The sequence below is a fragment of the Streptomyces pseudovenezuelae genome (genome assembly GCF_029892565.1).
GTDB lineage: Bacteria > Actinomycetota > Actinomycetes > Streptomycetales > Streptomycetaceae > Streptomyces > Streptomyces pseudovenezuelae_A.
This window is the reverse complement of the sequence record NZ_JARXVH010000001.1, coordinates 574,086-593,401: the sequence shown is the minus strand read 5'-3', so window position 1 is coordinate 593,401 and position 19,316 is coordinate 574,086. Positions and strand designations below refer to the sequence as shown.

General features: G+C 69.9%; 11 protein-coding genes. 6 read left to right on the top strand and 5 right to left on the bottom strand.

Annotated elements, in window-relative coordinates:
* Nucleotides 1–14 precede the first annotated feature (14 nt).
* Entirely contained in the window at nt 15–1,016 is a 1,002-nt protein-coding gene (locus M2283_RS02630) for an ArsR/SmtB family transcription factor (RefSeq protein WP_280874276.1), read from the bottom strand.
* Nucleotides 1,017–1,144: 128 nt separating this feature from the next.
* Between M2283_RS02630 and M2283_RS02625 the strand changes: the two genes are divergently transcribed.
* On the top strand, nt 1,145–1,618 hold the full coding sequence (locus M2283_RS02625; RefSeq protein WP_280874275.1) for a peptidase inhibitor family I36 protein: 474 nt from the start codon (nt 1,145–1,147) through the stop codon (nt 1,616–1,618).
* A 109-nt stretch (nt 1,619–1,727) separates the two neighbouring features.
* Entirely contained in the window at nt 1,728–2,600 is an 873-nt protein-coding gene (locus M2283_RS02620) for a hypothetical protein (RefSeq protein ID WP_280874274.1), read from the top strand.
* A gap of 51 nt (nt 2,601–2,651) precedes the next feature.
* Here M2283_RS02620 and M2283_RS02615 read toward each other — a convergent pair whose 3' ends face one another.
* Nucleotides 2,652–5,312: a cellulose binding domain-containing protein gene (locus M2283_RS02615; protein WP_280874273.1), complete on the bottom strand. Its 2,661-nt coding sequence runs from the start codon at nt 5,310–5,312 to the stop codon at nt 2,652–2,654.
* A gap of 241 nt (nt 5,313–5,553) precedes the next feature.
* Entirely contained in the window at nt 5,554–8,472 is a 2,919-nt protein-coding gene (locus M2283_RS02610) for a glycoside hydrolase family 48 protein (protein WP_280874272.1), read from the bottom strand.
* 307 nt (nt 8,473–8,779) lie between these two features.
* Between M2283_RS02610 and M2283_RS02605 the strand changes: the two genes are divergently transcribed.
* Nucleotides 8,780–10,264, top strand: a complete 1,485-nt coding sequence (locus tag M2283_RS02605) for a cellulase family glycosylhydrolase (protein WP_280874271.1) — start codon at nt 8,780–8,782, stop codon at nt 10,262–10,264.
* Nucleotides 10,265–10,277: 13 nt separating this feature from the next.
* The gene (locus M2283_RS02600) at nt 10,278–11,990 is read left to right on the top strand and encodes a glycoside hydrolase family 6 protein (protein WP_280874270.1); all 1,713 of its coding nucleotides are present in this window, start codon (nt 10,278–10,280) and stop codon (nt 11,988–11,990) included.
* Here the strand turns inward: M2283_RS02600 and M2283_RS02595 are convergent.
* The gene (locus M2283_RS02595; RefSeq protein WP_432423012.1) at nt 11,987–12,844 is read right to left on the bottom strand and encodes a phytanoyl-CoA dioxygenase family protein; all 858 of its coding nucleotides are present in this window, start codon (nt 12,842–12,844) and stop codon (nt 11,987–11,989) included. The two genes, M2283_RS02600 and M2283_RS02595, sit on opposite strands and share 4 nt — an antisense overlap.
* Nucleotides 12,845–13,021: 177 nt before the next feature.
* Here M2283_RS02595 and M2283_RS02590 point away from each other — a divergent pair, with 177 nt between their 5' ends.
* Nucleotides 13,022–13,927, top strand: coding sequence for a class I SAM-dependent methyltransferase (locus M2283_RS02590; RefSeq protein ID WP_280874268.1), 906 nt, complete (start codon nt 13,022–13,024; stop codon nt 13,925–13,927).
* Between the two features lie 66 nt (nt 13,928–13,993).
* Here the strand turns inward: M2283_RS02590 and M2283_RS02585 are convergent, their stop codons facing one another.
* Entirely contained in the window at nt 13,994–15,373 is a 1,380-nt protein-coding gene (locus tag M2283_RS02585; protein WP_280874267.1) for a glycosyltransferase family 39 protein, read from the bottom strand.
* A 304-nt stretch (nt 15,374–15,677) separates the two neighbouring features.
* Between M2283_RS02585 and M2283_RS02580 the strand changes: the two genes are divergently transcribed.
* Nucleotides 15,678–19,178, top strand: coding sequence for a hypothetical protein (locus M2283_RS02580; RefSeq protein WP_280874266.1), 3,501 nt, complete (start codon nt 15,678–15,680; stop codon nt 19,176–19,178).
* The last annotated feature ends 138 nt before the right edge of the window (nt 19,179–19,316 follow it).

Here is a 19,316-nt window from a genome sequence, read left to right as displayed (position 1 = left end):
ACAGGGGCAGCGGCTCATAGGGCGGCCGTCGAGGCTCCGGCGTCGGCGCGGAGCATGGAGACACCGGCGGGAGTGAGCGTATGCAGAACGTTCCCGCCGTGTCGGCTGCTGATCAGCAGACCCGCGCCGCGCAGCACCCCGACGTGTTTGCTGACGGAGGACGGGGAGATCCCCGCCGCGCGGGCGATCTCCCCGGTGGTGGCGCCCGCTCCCGACGCCGCCACACGCAACACGGTCGCCCGGGTACGCCCGAGCAGTGCGGTCAGCGGGGTGCCGAGGGTCGCCGCGGCCGGTTCGTGCAGCAAGGGGTAGAACAGCACGGGCGGTAGCCGGGGGTCGGCCAGGCTGACGGGGGTGTCCCAGCAGAAGTAGGACGGTACGAGCCGTATGCCTCGGCCGCCGAGATACAGGTCCCGGTCTGCCGAGTAGCGGACGTGGAGGACCGGCGGCTGCCAGCGCATGGTCGGCCCGAGCCCGGCCAGCATCCCCTGCACACCCCCGGCGAGCAGGTCGCGGCAGCACGACGACCGCTTCGCCTCCAGATGAGCGTGGATCTGGTCGCCGAACGGGCGCACGGCGACGTCGTGGTAGGCGCGGATCGTGGCCACGAGATCCCGGCGCTCTTGAGGGTCGGTCAGCCGTCGCACCCACGCCGGAGCTCCGACCCTCCGGTCCAGCAGGGCCAGTTCGTGACTCACACGGTCGACCGGTGTGGACACGATGGCGTCGAGTCCGGCGTCCAACCCCTGGCCGGCACAGCCCGGCTGACTTGGCGTCAGGAAATCAGGAAAGTACCGGGCTCTTGGAAACAGCGGCAGCAGGACCTCGCGCACGATGCGGTCGAGGTGCCGCTCACGTAATCGGTCGTGGGTGGTCCGGTACCACCCGGCGTAGGCCCAACGGCCCGCGCGGGTCTGGAAGCGGTGCAGACTCGCGGCCACCTCCCAGAGTGCGTCAGGTGCCGTCGCCACCCGGGTTGTCGCCAGGTCGGCATCCGTGAAGTGAATGCGGAGCATGCAGTTCCCCCCGGCAGCCACGGCTTTTTCCCCCTGGCGACACAGCATGGCCAGGTGGGGCAGGTGCTGGCAATAGTGAAGGCGACCAACTCGAACAGTAAGGGGGAAAGATGAGGCGTATATTGGCCATGATCGCAGGAGTGGTACTCCTGCTGGGGGCCATGGCCGGGACCTCGGCGGCCAGTTCGGCGAACAACTCGGGGAAGCAGGGGCAGGTTTCGGCGACGGCATTCAAATCGGTGAAGATTGCCGCCGCACCGGCTGGATGCGGTAGCGGTAACTTCTGCTTCTGGCCGAATGCCAATTACTCACCGGCGGGAAATCCGGGCGAACTCTCCGGTAGGAATGCCGACTGGGCAATCTTCTCTCGTGGCGACTGTCCCAACGACAACTGGGACAACTGCGCGACCTCGGACTACAACAACGGAAACAGCTGCGAAGCCGTCGTCTGGACCGGGAAGAGCTACACGGGAACCGGGGGCTGGATCTACCGCGGTACGGGCGGAAACTTCAGCTCCACCTTCAACAACGCTGTGTCCTCGAACAGTTGGGGCACCGCTTCCGGCGGTACGAGCTCGTCATGCGGCGGCCCAGTGCCGTAAGCCGGCACTCAAGGAACCTGCCGTTCCAAGGTGTCCGCGGGCAACAGCCCGCGGACACCGCACCTCTCTCCTCGCCTTCCCACCCAACGACCGAGAGGGTCCGGGCACCATGCGACTTGCTCCGCTCGCCTGCGCGGTGGCGGGCGTTCTCGCGCTGACCGCCTGCGGGACATCCGCCACCGACAGCGACGGCGCCGACGTTCAACTCACCGGCGTCGAACTCGATCTCCTCACCCGTTCCGGGTCCTTCTCCCGGACCAATCTCGATCTCGCGAACGCGGAATCGGAACGGATATCGGCATGCATGACAGCGAAGGGATTCCGCTACCGAGCCCAAGTGTCGGACCCGGCGGCCGAAACGGATGAGGAACGGACCCTGAACATGCACGATCGGCGCACCAGGGGCTATGGTCTTGCCTCCCAATACGGCTCCGGCTCCGATAAGAAGGCCGTCGACGCCGAGGTCAGTGACGCCTACATCAAAGCTCTGCGCGGAAGCGCCACCGACTTCCGGGAGATGAGGTTCGGGGGCGGTCAGAACATCACCTTCTCGGCGCGTGGCTGCGAGGCGAAAAGCCGTACTTCTCTTTACGGAAGCCTCGACGACTGGGTATCGATCGCCTACTTCCCGCAGAATCTCAACAGTGGGCTCAGTTCCCGCGTGGAGAAGTCCCCCACATATCGCAGGGCCATGAACGACTGGCGGACCTGCATGCGTGGCAAGGGATACACGTACGCGTCCCCCGACACGGCCTACGATCAGCTCAAGGCCGCCTACCGCAAGCAGGGTGCCACCACTGCCCTGCGCCAACGGGAGGTCGCCGTCGCCGTGGCAGACGGCGACTGCGGCGCCGAACTCCACATCCCTTCCACCGTCCTGGCCCTGCGACGCGCCTACGCCCAGTCGCTGCCCACCACGGACAAGCTCCGGCTACGGCGGCTCACGACCATCTGGAAGGCGGCCGCCGACAAGGTTCGGTGACACCGGGAGGGTTCGGCTCGGCCGCCCTCCCGGCTGTCTCACCCCGGTGCGTCAGGTCACCGTGCAGGACTGGTCACCGAACCTGTAGGCCGTCGGTTTCCCGTTGGCCCCCGACCACGACGCCGTGAAGCCGAAGGCGACCGACGAACCCGCCGTCACCGTGCCGTTCCAGCCCACGTTCTTCGCCGTGGCCGTCGCCCCCGACTGGGTGTGGTCGGCGTTCCACATCTGGGAGATCGTCTGGCCGTCGGGGAAGGACCAGGCCAGGGACCAGCCGTTCCAGGTGGAGTTGCCCGTGTTCCCGAGCTGCACATCCGCCTGGAAACCGCCCGACCACTGGCTCGTGATCTTGTACGACACCGTGCAGGCGCCCGTGGGGGCGGGATCGCCTCCTCCTCCACCACCGCCGCCACCCGCGTCGGACGTGTCGCCGTAGATGACACCCCGCCCGTTGGTCGAGACGTACACCCGGCCGTACACCCGCGGGTCGCCGGTGATGGCCGCGCCCGTCCAACCCCACTGGTGGGCAGCGTCGTTGATGCGGGTCCAGGTTGCGCCCTTGTCCGTCGAGCGGAAGATGCCGCGGATGCCGGCGATCTTCGCGCTGGTGTAGAGGGTCTGGTACGAGGCACCGGGCGCCGCCTTGCCGAAGCCGATCGTGTCGGCCTGTTCGACGTTGGACAGCTTGGTGAAGGTCGCGCCGGAGTCGGTCGAGTGCCACAGGCCGTACGCGCTGTCCGAGGCGCCGCCCGCCAGCCAGACATCGCCCTTCGTGCCGGGCAGTGCCTTGAAGCGCACGCTGTCGCCGATCGGCAGCCCGGTGGCGGCGGAGGCGGTGAAGGTCGCGCCGCCGTCGGAACTGACGTAGAACGTGCCGGACTTGAAGCCGTAGAAGGTCTTCGCGTCGACCCGGTCGGCCTCGACGATCGCGCCGGTGGGAATGCCGCTGGACGCCGACCAGGACGACCCGAAGCCGGTCGTGTACTGCACGCCGGTGCCCGCGGGGCTCCAGACGAAGCGGCTGCCGTCGGACGCGGAGGCGACCGTGCCGCCGCCGCTGACGCCCGAAGGGTCGGTTCCCGCGAACCAGTTGGCGCCGTTGTCCGTCGAGAACGCGATGTGCGGGCCGGAGTCGAGGTTGCCGACGCGGACGACCGTGCTGGGGTTCGGCTCGGCGAAATCCAGGCTGGTGGTCGTGGTGAAGTTCGGGGAGGTGTACATCATCGACGGGACCTTGGTCAGGTCCGTGTGCCGGAAGCCGCCGATGTCACCGAGCGCGCTGAGGAGTTGGGCGCCGCCCGAAGGGGGAGCGGCGAGGTCGTTCACCGCCGTCTCCTCCAGGCCCTGCACCATGGGCTTCACGGTGAACTGGCCGCCGCTGTCCCAGTTCGTCAGATTCTCCGTGCCGTAGAGCGTCGCGCCCGTCCCGTACATCATCCGCGCGGAGTTGAACGGGTCGATCTCCAGCGACTCCGTCATCCAGCCGAGTTTCGGGGCCTGTTCGGGAGGCGAGGGGTTCGCGCCGAAGGTCAGCCAGGGGGAGGACGAGACGTCGATCGTGTAGCGGTTCGCGCGGTTGGGGTACGACGTGTAGTCCCACGCCTTCGTCCACGTGCCGCCGCTGTCCGTCGTACGGAAGATCTGCGTCTCCGGCCACCAGGAGCTGTACGCCGTCGCCATGACCGTGCCGGGATGCTGCCGGTCGACGGTCAGTCCGCTGAACCCGTAGTAGGTGTCGGCCTCCGCGACCGGGCTGATGTTCGTCCACGTACCGCTCGCCGTCGCGTACCGCCACAACTGGCCCTTGCCCCCGTCGTACGGCCCGCCCTTGTCGCTGTACGCGAGATAGAGATAGCCGTTCTTCGCGTCCAACACGCCTTTGTGGGCGAGGAATCCGGTGGGCTGCCCGGCGAGACGCGTCCACGTCGCGCCGGCATCCGTAGAGCGGTAGACCGAGTTGGCGGTGTCGGCGACCCCGACGTAAATGGTCCTCGTCGAGGTGCCGGCGCTCCCGCTGGACTCGCCAAAGGTGACCCAGACGATCCCCTGGTTGTCACTGGCGTAGCCACTCGTGTCGGCCGGATCCTGCACGTAATTGCCGACGTTGGGGAAGTTCGTCACCTGCGACCAGGACACACCGGAGTCCGTCGACCGCCACAGCCCCTTGCCGCTGGGCGCCCCCAGATACAGCACACTGTCCTTGTTCGGGTCGACCGCCAGCCGCTCACCCATGCCCCGCCCGGGCATATTGCCCCCGAGCTTGAACGGCAGATCCGTCTTCTGCCAATTGGCCCCCCGATCACCCGACCTGAGCACGGCCCCATTGGTCGGATCCCAACTGTTGGTGTACGTCCCCACCGCCGCGTACACCTTGTTCGGATCGACGGAATCGGACGCGAGACTCACCACCCCGGTATGCCCCCAGTCGTCCCACCCGACCGAATCCAACAACGGCGTCCAGGTCTTGGTCGCCTCCTGCCAGCGGTACGCGCCGCCGATGTCCGTGCGGGCATAGGCAAGGTTCTTCTCACTGCGGTTGAAGACGATCCCAGGGACGAATCCACCCCCGTCGATCCGAGCGTTCTTCCAGGTGTACGTGTCGGCGGCGAGTGTGACATGTGCGGTGCCGTCGGCGGCGAGGGCAGGTGGGCTGCCCGCGAGTAATCCGGCCGCGAGCGCCAGAACGGCCGTGAGGATATGGGTTCTTCGCACGGGGAGTTCCTTCCGGAAATGGGACGCGCGAGAACCGGGCGGCCCTCAGTGCGGGAGAGGGCCACCCGGCCGATCGGCTCCGCCGTCAGGTGACGGAGCAACGTACGCGAAGCCTGACAAACGCTTCCGGCAAGGACGGTGTCTTCCCATGCCCCTTCAAGGGGCGCGGGGAACTGCGCGACCAGCCACACACGGCCCGCAGTCGAAACACAGCCCTTCCCGCGAAGCGCCTGGCGGGGCCTTACTCAAGAAGCTCCGCGTACGAACCCATGGACATGGCGATATCCGCCTGGGCCCAGAACCGGTGATACGTGAACGAAGGAGCCGCCCCGCCCGCCAGATACGCCTCGATCTTCGACCAGGCAGGGTCGTTCTTGTAGAAGGACCTCAACGAGGCAAAGGTCGACGAGGAGTTGATGACGTCGCCGTTCGGCATCTTGCCGCTCCACCCACTCGGCACGTACACCGAGTCGTCGAACCGGTTGTAGTCGGCCCGAGTCTCAGGGGCGGCAACACCGAGCCCGTCCTGGTAGTTGGCCCACATGCCGTCCAGCAACGCCTTCGCCGTCGTCTTCGCCTCCGCGTCACCGGACTTGGCGGCGTAATACGTCAATGTCTTGGCATAGGCGGCGGCCACACCGACGTCATCCGTGTAGTCGGCGACGGTGACGTGAAGTCCGCTGTTCGCACCGGGACTCGACGCGTTCCAGGTGTCCGGCTGCCCCGACCACTGAAGCGTGGACGGAATCCGATACGTCCCGTCCGGATTGATCGTGGTCTTGGACAACGCCCAGTCGACCCACTTGTCGAGTACCGCCTTGGCGCTGGCGTTGCCCGTCTGCTGGTAGTACTCGGCGACCCGCTCCATCGACCACGCCTGGAATCCGAACCACTGGTTGGACGGCGGGTCGTGATAGACGGGCTGCTGGTCGTAGTACATGCCGTAGAAGGTCGACGTACCGGCCGGAGGCGTCGCGTACCGCCCCGCCCAACTGTTGGTCGCACCACCGGCGATGGCGCCCTCGTTCGACTGCAGCCAGCGGTAGAACTCCAGTTGCCGGGTGAGTGAAGTCCCCCAATCGGCAGCACCTGTGGTCGACTTGGGCTTCAGATCCGCGTACGAGCTGAGCGCATACGCGGCGAGCGGGTTCTGATAGCCCCCGTGCACATGACTGGACCCGATCCGCCAGGCCCACCCCGCGCTCGTATCCGTCGCCCCGCCCCACGCGTAGTACCAGGACAGCAGATACGACGAGGCGTCCTTGCCGGTGCCGGCCGGGCAGGTCGACGGGCCGACGCAGTTGCCGATTTTCTTGAAGTACTTGTCGTACATGGCGTAGCGCAGATAGTCGCCCATCTTCGCCGCCTTGCCGACGGTCGCGGAGACGTCACCGCCCTTGCCCTGCGCCTTGGCCCATACGTCCGCCCAGTACGCGGCCTGCACGGCGCGCGCGTCGGCGTCCGGGGCGTCGGTGTACTTCCACTGCCTGGCGTACGAGGAGTCACCCGTGAAGAGGTCCAAGTACCCGTTCGTTCCGCCGTACTTGAAGGCGTCGCAGGTCGGCTGCGGCACCGTCTCCCAGACCGACTCCTGCGCGCCGCGCTGGAAGGTGTTGATGTACGACGGCCCCTCGGCCGTCGGCCCGGCCTCGCAGCCGCCGCCGGGTGTGTCGCCGTACCCGTAGACGTTGTCGACGTCCTGCAGCCAGTGCATGCCGTACACGTCGTCCGTGCCGTACGCGCTCTTCAGCTCGCCCGCGATCGGGTCCGAGCCGACCGAGACCCCGGTGTCGAGCTTGGCTGGGTACTCGTTGGGGGTGTCCAACTCGGGTGCGTAGGTGGCCGGTTTGGATGCGTTGTAGAAGGAGTTGGTGGGCTGGTCGGCGTGCGTGGGGATCATGTACTTCTCCATGAGGGCCCACGCGCCGTTGAACTTGGACCAGTCACCGGTGACCTTGCCGTACATGGCCTGCAGCCACAGGAGATAGCTGTACGCCTCCGACGTGGTCTCGTGGCCCTGGTCCGGGGCCTCGACGATCAGCGTCTCGACCGAGTGGTACGGGACACCCTCGGGTGAGAAGTAGCCGTTCGCCGGGTTGGTGATCTTCCCGTAGAGATCAAGGAAGCGGGCGTCGTACGCCTTCGAGGCCGCCAGCTCCGTCACCGTGACCGCCGCCTTGGCGTGGCCGGTCGCCGACGACTCGAAGGAGGCCGAACCCGTGCCGGAGGCATCCGCGGTGATCGTCACCGTCTGCGCGGTGCTCCAGTTGGCGGGCGTGAAGGTGAGCGTCGCGCCACCGGTGACGGACAGGCCGCTGTTGCCGCTCGCGCGGGCCGTCGTGACGGTGACATTGGCGGTCGGCTGCGTCGACAGCTTCACCGCGTACGTTCCCGTCCTGCCCTGCTGGACGCCGAGTTGGGTGGGAGAGGCGACCACCGTGGGGCCCGAGGCGACCGTGATGCCGACCGGCGTCGACGACGCGGACGCGCCCAGGCTGTCGTACGCCTTCGCCACCAGGGAATGACTGCCTGCGGTCAGCCCAGTGGCCGAGAACGTGAACGGCGCGCTGGTGTCCGTGCCGAGCAGGGTCGTGTCGTCGTAGAACTCGACCTTGCTGATCGTCGCGCTGTCCGCGGCGGCCGCCGTCGCCGCGAGCGGGACCGCGGTGCCCTGGGTGTAGACCGCGCCGGCCGCAGGGCTGGTCAGCACGGTGACCGGCGGCTGGTGGGCGCCGACGCAACTGGTGCCGTTGACCGCGAAGTTGGTGGGCGCGGTGTTGGTGCCGCTGTAGGAGAACTGCCCACCGGTGGAGGCGGCCGCGCCCGCCGCGATCGTCCCGTTGTAGGAGGCGTTCTGCACGGTGATCGACTGGCCGGACTGCGACCAGGTGCCGTTCCAGCCGTTCGAGAGCTTCTGGTTGCCGGAGTAGGCGTACGTCAGCGTCCAGCCGCTGATGGCGTCCGTACCGCGGTTGGTGAGCGTCAGGTCCGCGGTGAAGCCGGAGCCCCAGTCGTTCGCCTTGTAGTCCACGCTGCACTGAAGTGCCGCTGCCTGCGCGGGTGTTGTGCCGGTGCCGAGCATCGTGAGGGGAAGTGCGAGGGCGGCCACGACGGCGGTCCACAAGCGCCGCGCGCGGCGGCGTCTCCTGCTGGGGTGCATGTGCTGGTTCCTCCTTGCGGCTCTGAGGGGGAGCTCTGAGAGGCGGCTCTGAAAGGGGTGGGGGATCGAGCGGCAACAAGCCTTGAACCAGTGGGAGCGCTCCCATAGTGGGGATGAGGGTGAGAGGGGTCAAGGTGCTTGAAGAGTCGAAAAGATTCGACGAGCGGTGGTTGGGGGAAAGTCAGCGAAAGTCTGTGACTCCCCTGTCCTTTGCCGTCACTTGGCGCTAGCTTCGTTGACACCAGTGGGAGCGACTCCATCAGTCGACGCGTCCGTCACGACGCGCCCGAGCTGCAAGGACTCGCTCATGCGACACCCTCCGCGTTCAGTACTTTTAGCCGTTTCCGGAGCGGTCGCCCTTGTCGGGGCCATGACCATTCCGGTTGTCGCGGCGCAAGGAGCAACACCCGCCTGCACGGTGGAGTACTCCGTCACGAGCCAGTGGGACACCGGCTTCCAGGGCTCGGTGACGATCACCAACAACTCGGCGGCCGTGAGCAGTTGGAGCCTCGCCTTCGACTTCGCGGGCGGCCAGAAGGTCACCCAGGGCTGGAACGCCAAGTGGTCCCAGTCCGGTACGACGGTGACCGCCGCCAACGAGAGCTGGAACGGCGCGCTCGGCACCGGCGCGAGCGTCAGCGCCGGGTTCCTCGGCTCCCGGTCGGGGACCAACGCCGTACCGACGTCGTTCAAGCTCAACGGGACCACGTGCAACGTCGATTCGCAGCCACCGACCGACCCGACCGACCCCACGGATCCACCGGATCCCGGTGACGGCACGGCGCCCGCTCTGCACGTCTCGGGGAACAAGCTCGTGGACGCCGGCGGCGCCACCCGACGCCTCCTCGGCGTCAACCGGTCCGGCGGCGAGTTCATGTGCGTCCAGGGCTACGGCATCTGGGACGGTCCCGTGGACGACGCGGCGATCAAGGCGATCGCCGACTGGAAGGCCAACACCGTCCGCATTCCGCTCAACGAGGAGTGCTGGCTTGGCCTTTCCAACATCAAGCCCGAGTACGGCGGCGCCAACTACATCGCCGCCGTCAAGGACCTGGTGGCCCGCGTCGAGGCGCACGGCATGACCCCGGTCGTCGAACTGCACTGGTCCTACGGCCAGTACACCGGCAACTCGGCCGGCTGCTCCGACGCGCACGCGACCTGCCAGAAGCCGATGCCGGACATGCAGTACACGCCGTCCTTCTGGTCCTCGGTCGCGAGCACCTTCAAGGACGACCAGGCCGTCGCCTTCGACCTGTTCAACGAGCCCTACCCGGACCGGGCCACCTCCACGACCACCCAGGCGTGGCAGTGCTGGCGCGACGGCGGCACCTGCCCCGGCATCTCCTACGAGGTGGCCGGCATGCAGGACCTGGTCGACTCGATACGCGGCACCGGCGCGAAGAACCTGATCCTGGCCGGCGGGCTCGCGTACTCGAACGACCTGAGCCAGTGGCTGACGTACAAGCCCGCCGATCCGACGGGCAATCTCGCCGCCGCCTACCACGTCTACAACTTCAACACCTGCGCGAGCGAGAGCTGCTGGAACTCCACGCTCGCCCCGGTCGCGGCCCAAATACCGCTGGTCGCGGGGGAGATCGGTGAGAACACCTGCTCCCATGCCTTCGTCGACCAGGTCATCAAGTGGTTCGACGACCGGAATCTGTCCTATCTGGGCTGGACCTGGAACACGTGGGACTGCTCCTCGGGTCCGTCCCTGATCTCCAACTACGACGGCACGCCCACGTCGTACGGCATCGGACTGCGCGACCACCTGCGCGCCCTCAACGGATAGGAAACCCGCACTCATGAGCCGTACCAGAACAGCGATACTCGCCGCCCTGGCGCTGGTCGCCGGGGCCACCGGGACGGCGGCCGCCGTCGTGCCCGGCGACGTCGGGATCGCCGCGATCCCGTGCAGCGTCGACTACAAGGTGCAGAGCCAGTGGGACGCCGGCTTCACCGCCGCCGTGACGATCACCAACAACAGTGCCGCCAAGAGCAGTTGGGCGGTGAAGTGGTCGTACGCCGGAAACCAGAAGGTCACCAGTGGCTGGAACGCGAAGATCAGCCAGAGCGGGGCCGCCGTCACCGCCAACAACGAGACGTACAACGGGAGCCTGGCGAGCGGCGGTTCGGTCAGCTTCGGGTTCAACGCCTCCTACAGCGGCACCAACGCGCTCCCGACCACGTTCACCCTCGACGGTGTGACCTGCAACGTCGATGACGGCGGCGGACCGACGGATCCGGGCGACCCCGGCGACCCGTCCGCCAAGGTCGACAACCCGTACTCCGGCGCCAAGGTGTACGTGAACCCCGAGTGGTCCGCGAAGGCGGCGGCCGAGACCGGCGGCAGCCGGATCTCCAACCAGCCCACCGGCGTCTGGCTCGACCGCATCGCCGCGATCAACGGCGTGGGCGGCGGCATGGGTCTGCGCGCCCATCTCGACGCGGCCCTCGCCCAGAAGGGCAGCGGCGAGGAAGTCGTCCAACTCGTCGTCTACGACCTGCCCGGACGGGACTGCGCGGCCCTCGCCTCCAACGGCGAACTCGGCCCGACGGAGATCGACAAGTACAAGACGCAGTTCATCGACCCGATCGCCGCGATCCTCGCCGACAGCAAGTACGCGGGTCTGCGGATCGTCACGACCATCGAGATCGACTCGCTGCCCAACCTGGTCACCAACACCGGCAGTCGGGCCACCGCCACGCCCGCCTGCGACACCATGCTGGCCAACGGCAACTACGTGAAGGGCGTCGGCTACGCGCTCGCCAAGCTCGGCGCGATCCCCAACGTCTACAACTACATCGACGCCGGCCACCACGGCTGGCTCGGCTGGGACGACAACTTCGCCCCCTCCGCCACCCTGTTCAAGCAGGCGGCGACCAGTGAGGGCGCGACCGTCGACGACGTGCACGGCTTCATCACCAACACGGCCAACTACAGCGCCCTGAAGGAGAACAACTTCACCATCAACGACGCCGTGAACGGCACGTCCGTGCGCCAGTCCAAGTGGGTCGACTGGAACCGGTACGTGGACGAGCTGTCGTACGCCCAGGCCTTCCGTACCCAGTTGGTGTCGGTCGGCTTCAACTCCGGTATCGGCATGCTGATCGACACCTCCAGGAACGGCTGGGGCGGCACCGCACGGCCCACCGGTCCCGGCGCGACGACCAGCGTGGACACGTATGTCGACGGCGGGCGCTATGACCGCCGGATCCACGTCGGCAACTGGTGCAACCAGTCCGGGGCCGGCCTCGGTGAGCGTCCGAAGGCCGCGCCGGCAACCGGGATCGACGCGTACGTGTGGATGAAGCCGCCGGGTGAGTCCGACGGCTCCAGCACCGCGATCCCGAATGACGAGGGCAAGGGCTTCGACCGGATGTGCGACCCGACGTACACGGGCAACGCCCGTAACGGGAACAGCATGTCGGGTGCGTTGGCGAATGCGCCGTTGTCGGGTCATTGGTTCTCGGCGCAGTTCCAGCAACTGATGCAGAACGCGTATCCGTCGCTCTAGGCATTGGCGGGTGGGCTGAGTTTTGACTGCGGGTCCGTTGTGGCTGGTCGCGCAGTTCCCCGCGCCCCTTCCGGGGCGCGGGGGTCAGCCGTTTCTGACAAGCCCCGGCGGATCGCGAACTCCACCGCCGAGTAGTTGCCGTCCGTGCGGTCCAGTTCCAGGGGTGCGTCCAGGTACAGCGGTGGCTGGGCCATGAAACGTGGGTGTGTGCCGTGGTGGGGCTGGGCCGCGTGGACCAGGAACGGGTGGCAGAGGTAGACGTCGCCGGGGTGGCCGGTGGCGTGTGCGAGGGGGCGGTCGGCGGAGGCCGCGGCCACCTTCGGGCCGAGCTCCAGGAAGGAGGCGCCCGCCTCGCCGTACGGCTCCAGGACCGGGGGTACGTCGAGATGCGAGCCGACCCGGATGCGGGTCGGGGCGTCGGCCTCGGTGACCTCGCTGAACAGGAACAGCATCAGCAGGGCCCGCTCCCGGGAACGCAGGTTGGTGTGCCAGTGCGCGGCGCCCTCGGGGAGGTAGCTGCCCTCGATGTGCCAGCCGGCGTCGTCCGGCTCCTCCTCGTGCGGGAACCGCAGCGGGAAGCTGCCCAGCGAGTAGCGGGGCTGCCAGCGGCCCTCGCCCACCAACACGTCGAACGCCTCATGCAGGACAGGGGAGTTGACGGCCGCCGCGAACGGGCCCTGCGCCATCCCGGCCACCCACACCACCGGCGCCTTCCAACTGGCGGGGTCCTCGGGGTCGTACCCCGTCTCCTTCCACAGCAGCCGGGCGCAGTCCTCGGCGACCCGCGGTGGGAACGCGCCCTCGATCTTCACGAACCCGTCCTCGAGGAAGCTCTCCACCATGGCGTCGTCCATCGGGCCATCGTGGGCGACCCGTCCCGCGCCGCGCATCCCATTTTCGGCGGCGCGTTCGGCTGTTGCCCTTCTCGGGAGTTTTCGCTGTCATTTTTTGCCGACACGGCAACAGTGATTGCCGTTCCGTGGTGCGCCGGAGCAGGCTGGGACCCGGATCCGGACGAGAGGCTGACTTCCATGGGGCACGACCACGATCACGGGCATGAGCACGGACACCACCACGGTCACGATCACCACCACACGGACATCGACTGGTCCGCGATGGCCCCGCGGCTCGAAGTACAGGCGGAGCTGTTCACGTCGTTGTACGAACGGGCCATGGCCTGGCTGGCCGACAAGCAGACCGAACCCGGGCTGATCGTCGACGCGGGCAGTGGCCCGGGTGTCGTCGCCTGTCTGCTGGCCGAGGCCTTCCCTGGCGCCCGGGTCGTCGCGGTCGATGGTACCGAGCCGCTGCTCGATCACGCCCGGACCCGTGCCGATCGGCTCGGCGTCGGTGACCGCTTCGGCACGCTCGCCGGTGAACTGCCCGGTGTCCTGGACGAGTTGGACTACCCGGCCGATCTGCTGTGGGCCAGCCGCAGCCTGCATCACCTCGGCGACCAGCGGGCCGCGCTCGCCGCCTTCGCCGCGCGGCTCGCGCCCGGCGGCACGCTGGCCCTGATGGAGGGCGGCCTGCCCCCGCGCTTCCTGCCGCGCGACCTCGGCTTCGGCCGGCCCGGGCTGCAGGCGCGGCTCGACGCGCTGGAGGAGGAGTGGTTCGCCGACATGCGGGCGAACCTGCCGGGCGCCGTCGCCGAGACGGAGGACTGGCCGGCGCTCATGACCTCGGCGGGTCTGCGGCCGACCGGCACCCGCACCTTCCTCCTCGACCTGCCCGCCCCGGCCAAGGACCGGGCCCGCGCCTACATCGCCGATTCCCTCACCCGCCTCCGGGACGGCTTCGGCGACCACCTCGACGCGGACGATCGCACGACCCTCGACCGGCTCCTCGACCCCGACGACAAGGCGAGCGTGCACCACCGCCCGGACGTGTTCGTGCTGGCGGCGCATACGGTGCATACGGCTGTGCGGGCCGCGTGACGCAATTTTGCGTCAGAAGTTTCTTGGGGCGTCCGGCACCCAGCAGTCTCCCCAGGCGTCCGGCGCTCAGCAACCGCCCGGGCGCGCGTACACCGTGAGCCGCGCGCCCCGCAGCCGCTGCGTGCCGCACTCCACGAAGTCCTCGGCCAGTACCTCCCGCTTGGCGGCCTCCCGCGCGGTCCGGTCGACGGGCCGGCCGGCCGGGTCGCGCAGGGCGACGATCCGGGTCGCGGCGCGCATGCGGGCGCGGATGTCCGACGACGGCAGCTCCGTGCCGTACAGCGTGTGCGAGGCGGCCGGGGTGCCGGACAGGGCCAGGTCGGGCAGCGCGCGGAAGGGGCCCGGGTCGGGCAGGGACCACACCCGGCGCCGGGACGGCAGGTACACGATGCCGTCGGCGCCCTGGCCGGCGCTGCGGACCGCCTCGGCGATCGCGGTGACATCGTCGGTACGGCTGTGCGGGGTGCGCAGGTCCAGGGTCACCGGCAGCAGCGCGAGCACGGCGGCCCCGGCGGCGAGCACGGCACCGGTGCGGATCCGGCCGCGTGCGCGGATCAGCCGGTCGAGGGCGGCACCGACCAGCAGGGCCGTCCCGGCGTGCGCGTAGAGGACGTAACGGTCCACGTACAGCGGTTTGACCAGGGAGACCAGCAGGAGCAGGAGCGGGGGGAGTACGAGGAGGGACAGCGCCGGTGCGACGGGCTCGCGGCGGCCGGCGCGGCGGAGTACTGCCGCGCAGGCCAGGCCGAGCACCGACACCCCGGCGAAGCCCAGGACCGCGCTCGCCCCGATCCCGCCGATCCACGCCACCTGTTCGGTCTGGCGTGTGCTCACCACGATCAGCGGGGCGAGGCACACGCAGACGCCGGCCATGACGCGCGTCCCGGCGGCGCGGGCGCCCCTCGGCAGTGCCAACAGGTGCGCGGGCAGGGCGAGTACGGCGAACTCGTGCACCGCGCACGCGGCCAGCGCGACGGCGCCGTACGCGATCCAGGCCCGGCCGGTGCCCGTTCGCACGGCTCGCAGCAGCAGGTACGTCGCCCAGACGACCAACGCGCAGACCAGCGCGTACGAACGGCCCTCCTGCGCATAGCGCTGCACCGGCGGCAGCAGCACGAAGACGACCCCGGACAGCAGCCCCGCGCGCGGCCCGGCGAGCCGGTGCCCCAGCAGCGCCACCGTACCGGCCGCCGCCGTGATCGCCAGCAGCGAGGGCAGCCGGAGCACGAGCAGCGGATCCGCCCCGCCGGACAGCGCGAACAGGCCGTGCATCAGCAGGTAGTACAGGCCGTGCACGGCGTCCGCGTGACCCAGCGTCGCCCACAGGTCGGGCAGCGAGCGCCGTGCCATGTCGTACGTCACCACCTCGTCCCGCCACATGCTGCCGCCGCGCCCGAGACCCCACAGCCCGAGGACGAGGGAGAGGACGACGGGGACCAGGACCACGGCAGCGGGGGTGCGCGCGGGCCGCGCGGTGCGGGTGACGTGGGTGTCGTGTCCGCCGTCGGACCGGACGGGTGGGGCCAGTTGCTCGGGTGCGTGTGTCGTGGCGATGGTCGGCTCCGGTGTGTGGCAGTGGTCGCAACAGGCATGCGGGATCGCGAAGAGGCATGCGTGGGTCGCGAAGCGGCGCGTACACCGTCGAGTTCAGGGGTCAGCGGATTGTTGGGCAGCCCCCATCCGGCGCGCCGAACAATTCGACGGGCGGGTTGTTAGCGTGTGAAGCGACCGTGGCGAAGGGGGAACGCGCATGGGGCGCAGGGAGAAACCGCTCGATCCGGGGGACGGCGTCGTCCAGCGGTTCGCCTACGAACTGCGCAAGTTGCGCGACGAGGCGAACAGTCCGACGTACCGCGCGATGGCGCTCCGCGCGGGCTACTCGGCCCCGACCCTGTCCGCGGCGGCCGGCGGCGAACGGCTGCCCAGCCCGCCGGTGTTGCTCGCCTACGTCACCGCGTGCGACGGCGACCCGGTGGAGTGGGAGCTACGCCTGCGGGAGGCCGTCGCCGAGGCCGCTGACGCCCGCGCGACCGACGACACGGAGGCGGAGGACAGCCCCTATCCCGGACTCGCCCGCTTCGAGACCGGCGAGGGCGAGCACTTCCACGGGCGCGACGACCTGATCGCCGAACTGCTGCGGCTCACCGGCCGTTCGAGGTTCGCGGCGGTCGTCGGCGCGTCGGGGAGCGGTAAGTCGTCGTTGTTGCGGGCGGGGTTGATACCGGCGCTGCGGGAGCCGGGAGGTGCGGTGCCGGGGGAGCGCGCGGGGGTTGCGCCGGGGGAGCATGCGGGGGGTGTGCCGGGAGAGCACGAGGGAGTCGCCTTCCGGCCCGCCGCCATCCGGCTCCTCACCCCGGGCCCGCATCCGGCCCGCACCCACGAAGCCCTCTTCACTCCCCACGACTCGCCCGGCGACACCCTGTTGGTCGTCGACCAGTTCGAGGAGGTCTTCACGCTCTGCGCCGGCTCCGCCGAACGCGCCCGATTCCTCGGGCAGTTGCTGCGCGCGGCCGACCCGACGTCACGGCTGCGCGTCCTGCTCGCCGTACGCGCCGACTTCTACGGCCGCTGCGCCGAACACGGGCCGCTCGCCGAGGCGTTGCGGGACGCCACACTGCTGGCCGGGCCGATGACGGCGCGGGGGCTGCGGGAGGCGGTGGTGCGGCCGGCCGCGGCCTGTCGGCTCGTCGTCGAGCGTGCGCTCACCGCCCGGATCGTCGCGGACGTCGCCGACGAACCGGGCGGCCTGCCCCTCATGGCCCACGCCCTGCGCGAGGTCTGGCGGCGGCGCACCGGCAAGACGCTCACCCTCGCCGCGTACGAGGCCGTCGGCGGCGTCCATGGCGCCGTCGCGCACACGGCGGAAGAGACCTACGCGCGGTGCACGCCCGCCGAGGCCGCCGCCGTCCGGGCGCTGCTGCTGCGGCTGGTGAACCCCGGCGAGGGCACCGAGGACACCCGACGGCCGGCGCGGCGGGCGGAACTCGACGCCGACGAGACCACCGCCCACGTCCTCGAACACCTCGTCCGCGCCCGGCTGTTGACGGTCGACGGCGACACGGTCGACCTCGCCCACGAGGCACTGATCGGCGCCTGGCCGAGACTGCGCGCCTGGATCGACGAGGACCGCGAGCGACTGCGCCTGCACCGCAGGCTCACCGAAGCGGCGGGCGCCTGGACGGAGTTGGGCCGGGACGCGGGGGCGTTGTATCGGGGGATACGGCTGTCGGAGGCTCGGGAGGCTTTTGGGGACGGGAACGAGGAGGGCAGGGGCGCGTGTGGGGGCGAGGGCGGCCCCCGGACACGAGAGTTGAACCCTCTCGAACGCGACTTCCTCGCCGCCAGCGTCTCCGCGTACGAGCACGGCGTACGGTCCACCACCCGCGCCGCCCGCCGCCTGCGGGCACTCACCGGCGCTCTCGCCGTACTGCTCTGCCTGGCCGTCGTCGCGGGCGTCGCCGCCTGGCGCCAGAACGGGGTCAGCTCGCGGCAGCGCGACGAGGCCGAGGCCCGCCGGGTCGCCGCGCAGGCGGACACCCTGCGCGCCACCGAGCCGCGCACCGCGATGCGCCTCGCCCTCGCCGCGTGGCGCACCGCCGACCTCCCCGAGACCCGCCAGGCGCTCAGGACGGCCGCCGCACAGAGCGAACAGGACGAGTTCACCCAGCCCGAGGAAGGCGGCCGGGCCCTCAACGCGCCCGTCTGGCTCAGCCGGGACGGCCGGATCCTCTCAACGGTGGTGCACGACAAGGTCGTTCAGTGGGATGTGCCGAGCCACCGGCAACTGCGCTCGGTGTCGCGCCACGGGCTGTCCGCGAACGTGGTCGACGTCAGCCCGGACGGCCGCCTGGTCGCGTACCGGGACCCGGGCGGCCACGGCGTGCTGATCGGCGGACTCACGGACGGCAGCACGCGTCGGCTCGGAACCGGCGCGTGGGAGAGCTCCGACGGAGGGTTCGGGCCGAGCGGGCACACCTTCTTCCAACGCCGCCCCGGGCGCGGCACGGCCGCCGGGCGCGCGACGCTGGAGATGTGGGACGTGCGCACCGGGCGGGCGCTGCTCCGCTACGACCGGGGCGACGACGACGGCGGGCTGCCCGTGCAGAGCCCCGACGAGCGCTACATCGCCTGGTGCACCGACTACGACGGGCAGTTGCGCGTTGTCGACGCGGTGCGGCGCCGCCCGGTGACGACACCGGTGCCGGCGGCCACCGAACGGGCCCTGTGCCGGGGTGACCAACTGGTGTTCTCCTCGGACAGTCGGGCCGTGGCGACCACCGCCTCCGACGGCATCGTGACCTGGGACCTCCGCACCGGCCGGGAACGGCCCCGGCTGCCCCTGGACGGCGCCGCGAACGCCGTGGAGTTCGTCGGCCCCTACGCCCTGACCTGGAGTTCGGGCTCCCTCGCCCTGTGGCGCACCGACCTGCCGGCCCCGACGGACGACAGCCCCCGCGAGCCACTGCTCACCCTTCCCGTCGCCTCCTCGTCCGTCGGCAGCATCCGACTCGACACCGAGGCCGGGGTGCTGCGCTACCAGGAGGGCGGCCGGACCAGCGTCGTACGGACCTTCTCGCTGCAGGGGTTGATCGGCGGGACCTGGCGGGAGAAGGCGGCCACCGTCGCCGCGTTCGACCGGCGGGGCCGGCCGGTACGGCCCGTGGCCGTGAAGGACTCCGCGCCCGTCGTCGTCGATCCGACCGGGCGCACCGCGCTGACCGAGGAGGGCACCCTCGTCGACGTCACAACCGGCAAGCGGCGCACAGGGGATGGGGGTGTGAAGGGCGAGGACCTGCTGACCGCCGGTGCCTTCAGCCCCGACGGGAGATACCTCGCCGTCGCCGACTTCCAGGACCGCGTCACCCTGTGGGACGTGCACGACTGGCGCCGGCTCGCCGTGCTGAAGTCGGTCGGCTCCACGAGGCACAAGGCCGCGCTGGCGTTCTCCGCCGACGGTTCACTGCTCGTGGCCGGGGCGCCGGACGGTTCCGCCAAGGTGTGGGAGACGGCGACGCCCGCCCTGCCCGCGGCGACGCTGCCGGCGGGGGACGGGCCGATACTCGCCGTCGGCCTCACACCCGACGGTTCCCAGGTACGTATCGCCACGCCCCATCTGCCCGACCGGGCCCGCGCGTTGGCGCCGAATCGTGCCGCGGCCACGGTGTGCGAGCGGGCGGAGGGCGGGTTGAGCAGGGCCGAGTGGGACCGGTACTTCCCGTCGGCGGAGTTTCAGGACACGTGCGGGGCGTGATGCCTGCGGCGCCTGGTGCGGGACGCCTGTGGCGCCCGGTGCCGGACTGTTGCCCGTACCGACGCCGGGACGGCCGCCGTCCTTGACATCGAGCGCGCTCCAACTGATCTACTCCCACCGTCACTGAGACACAGGGGG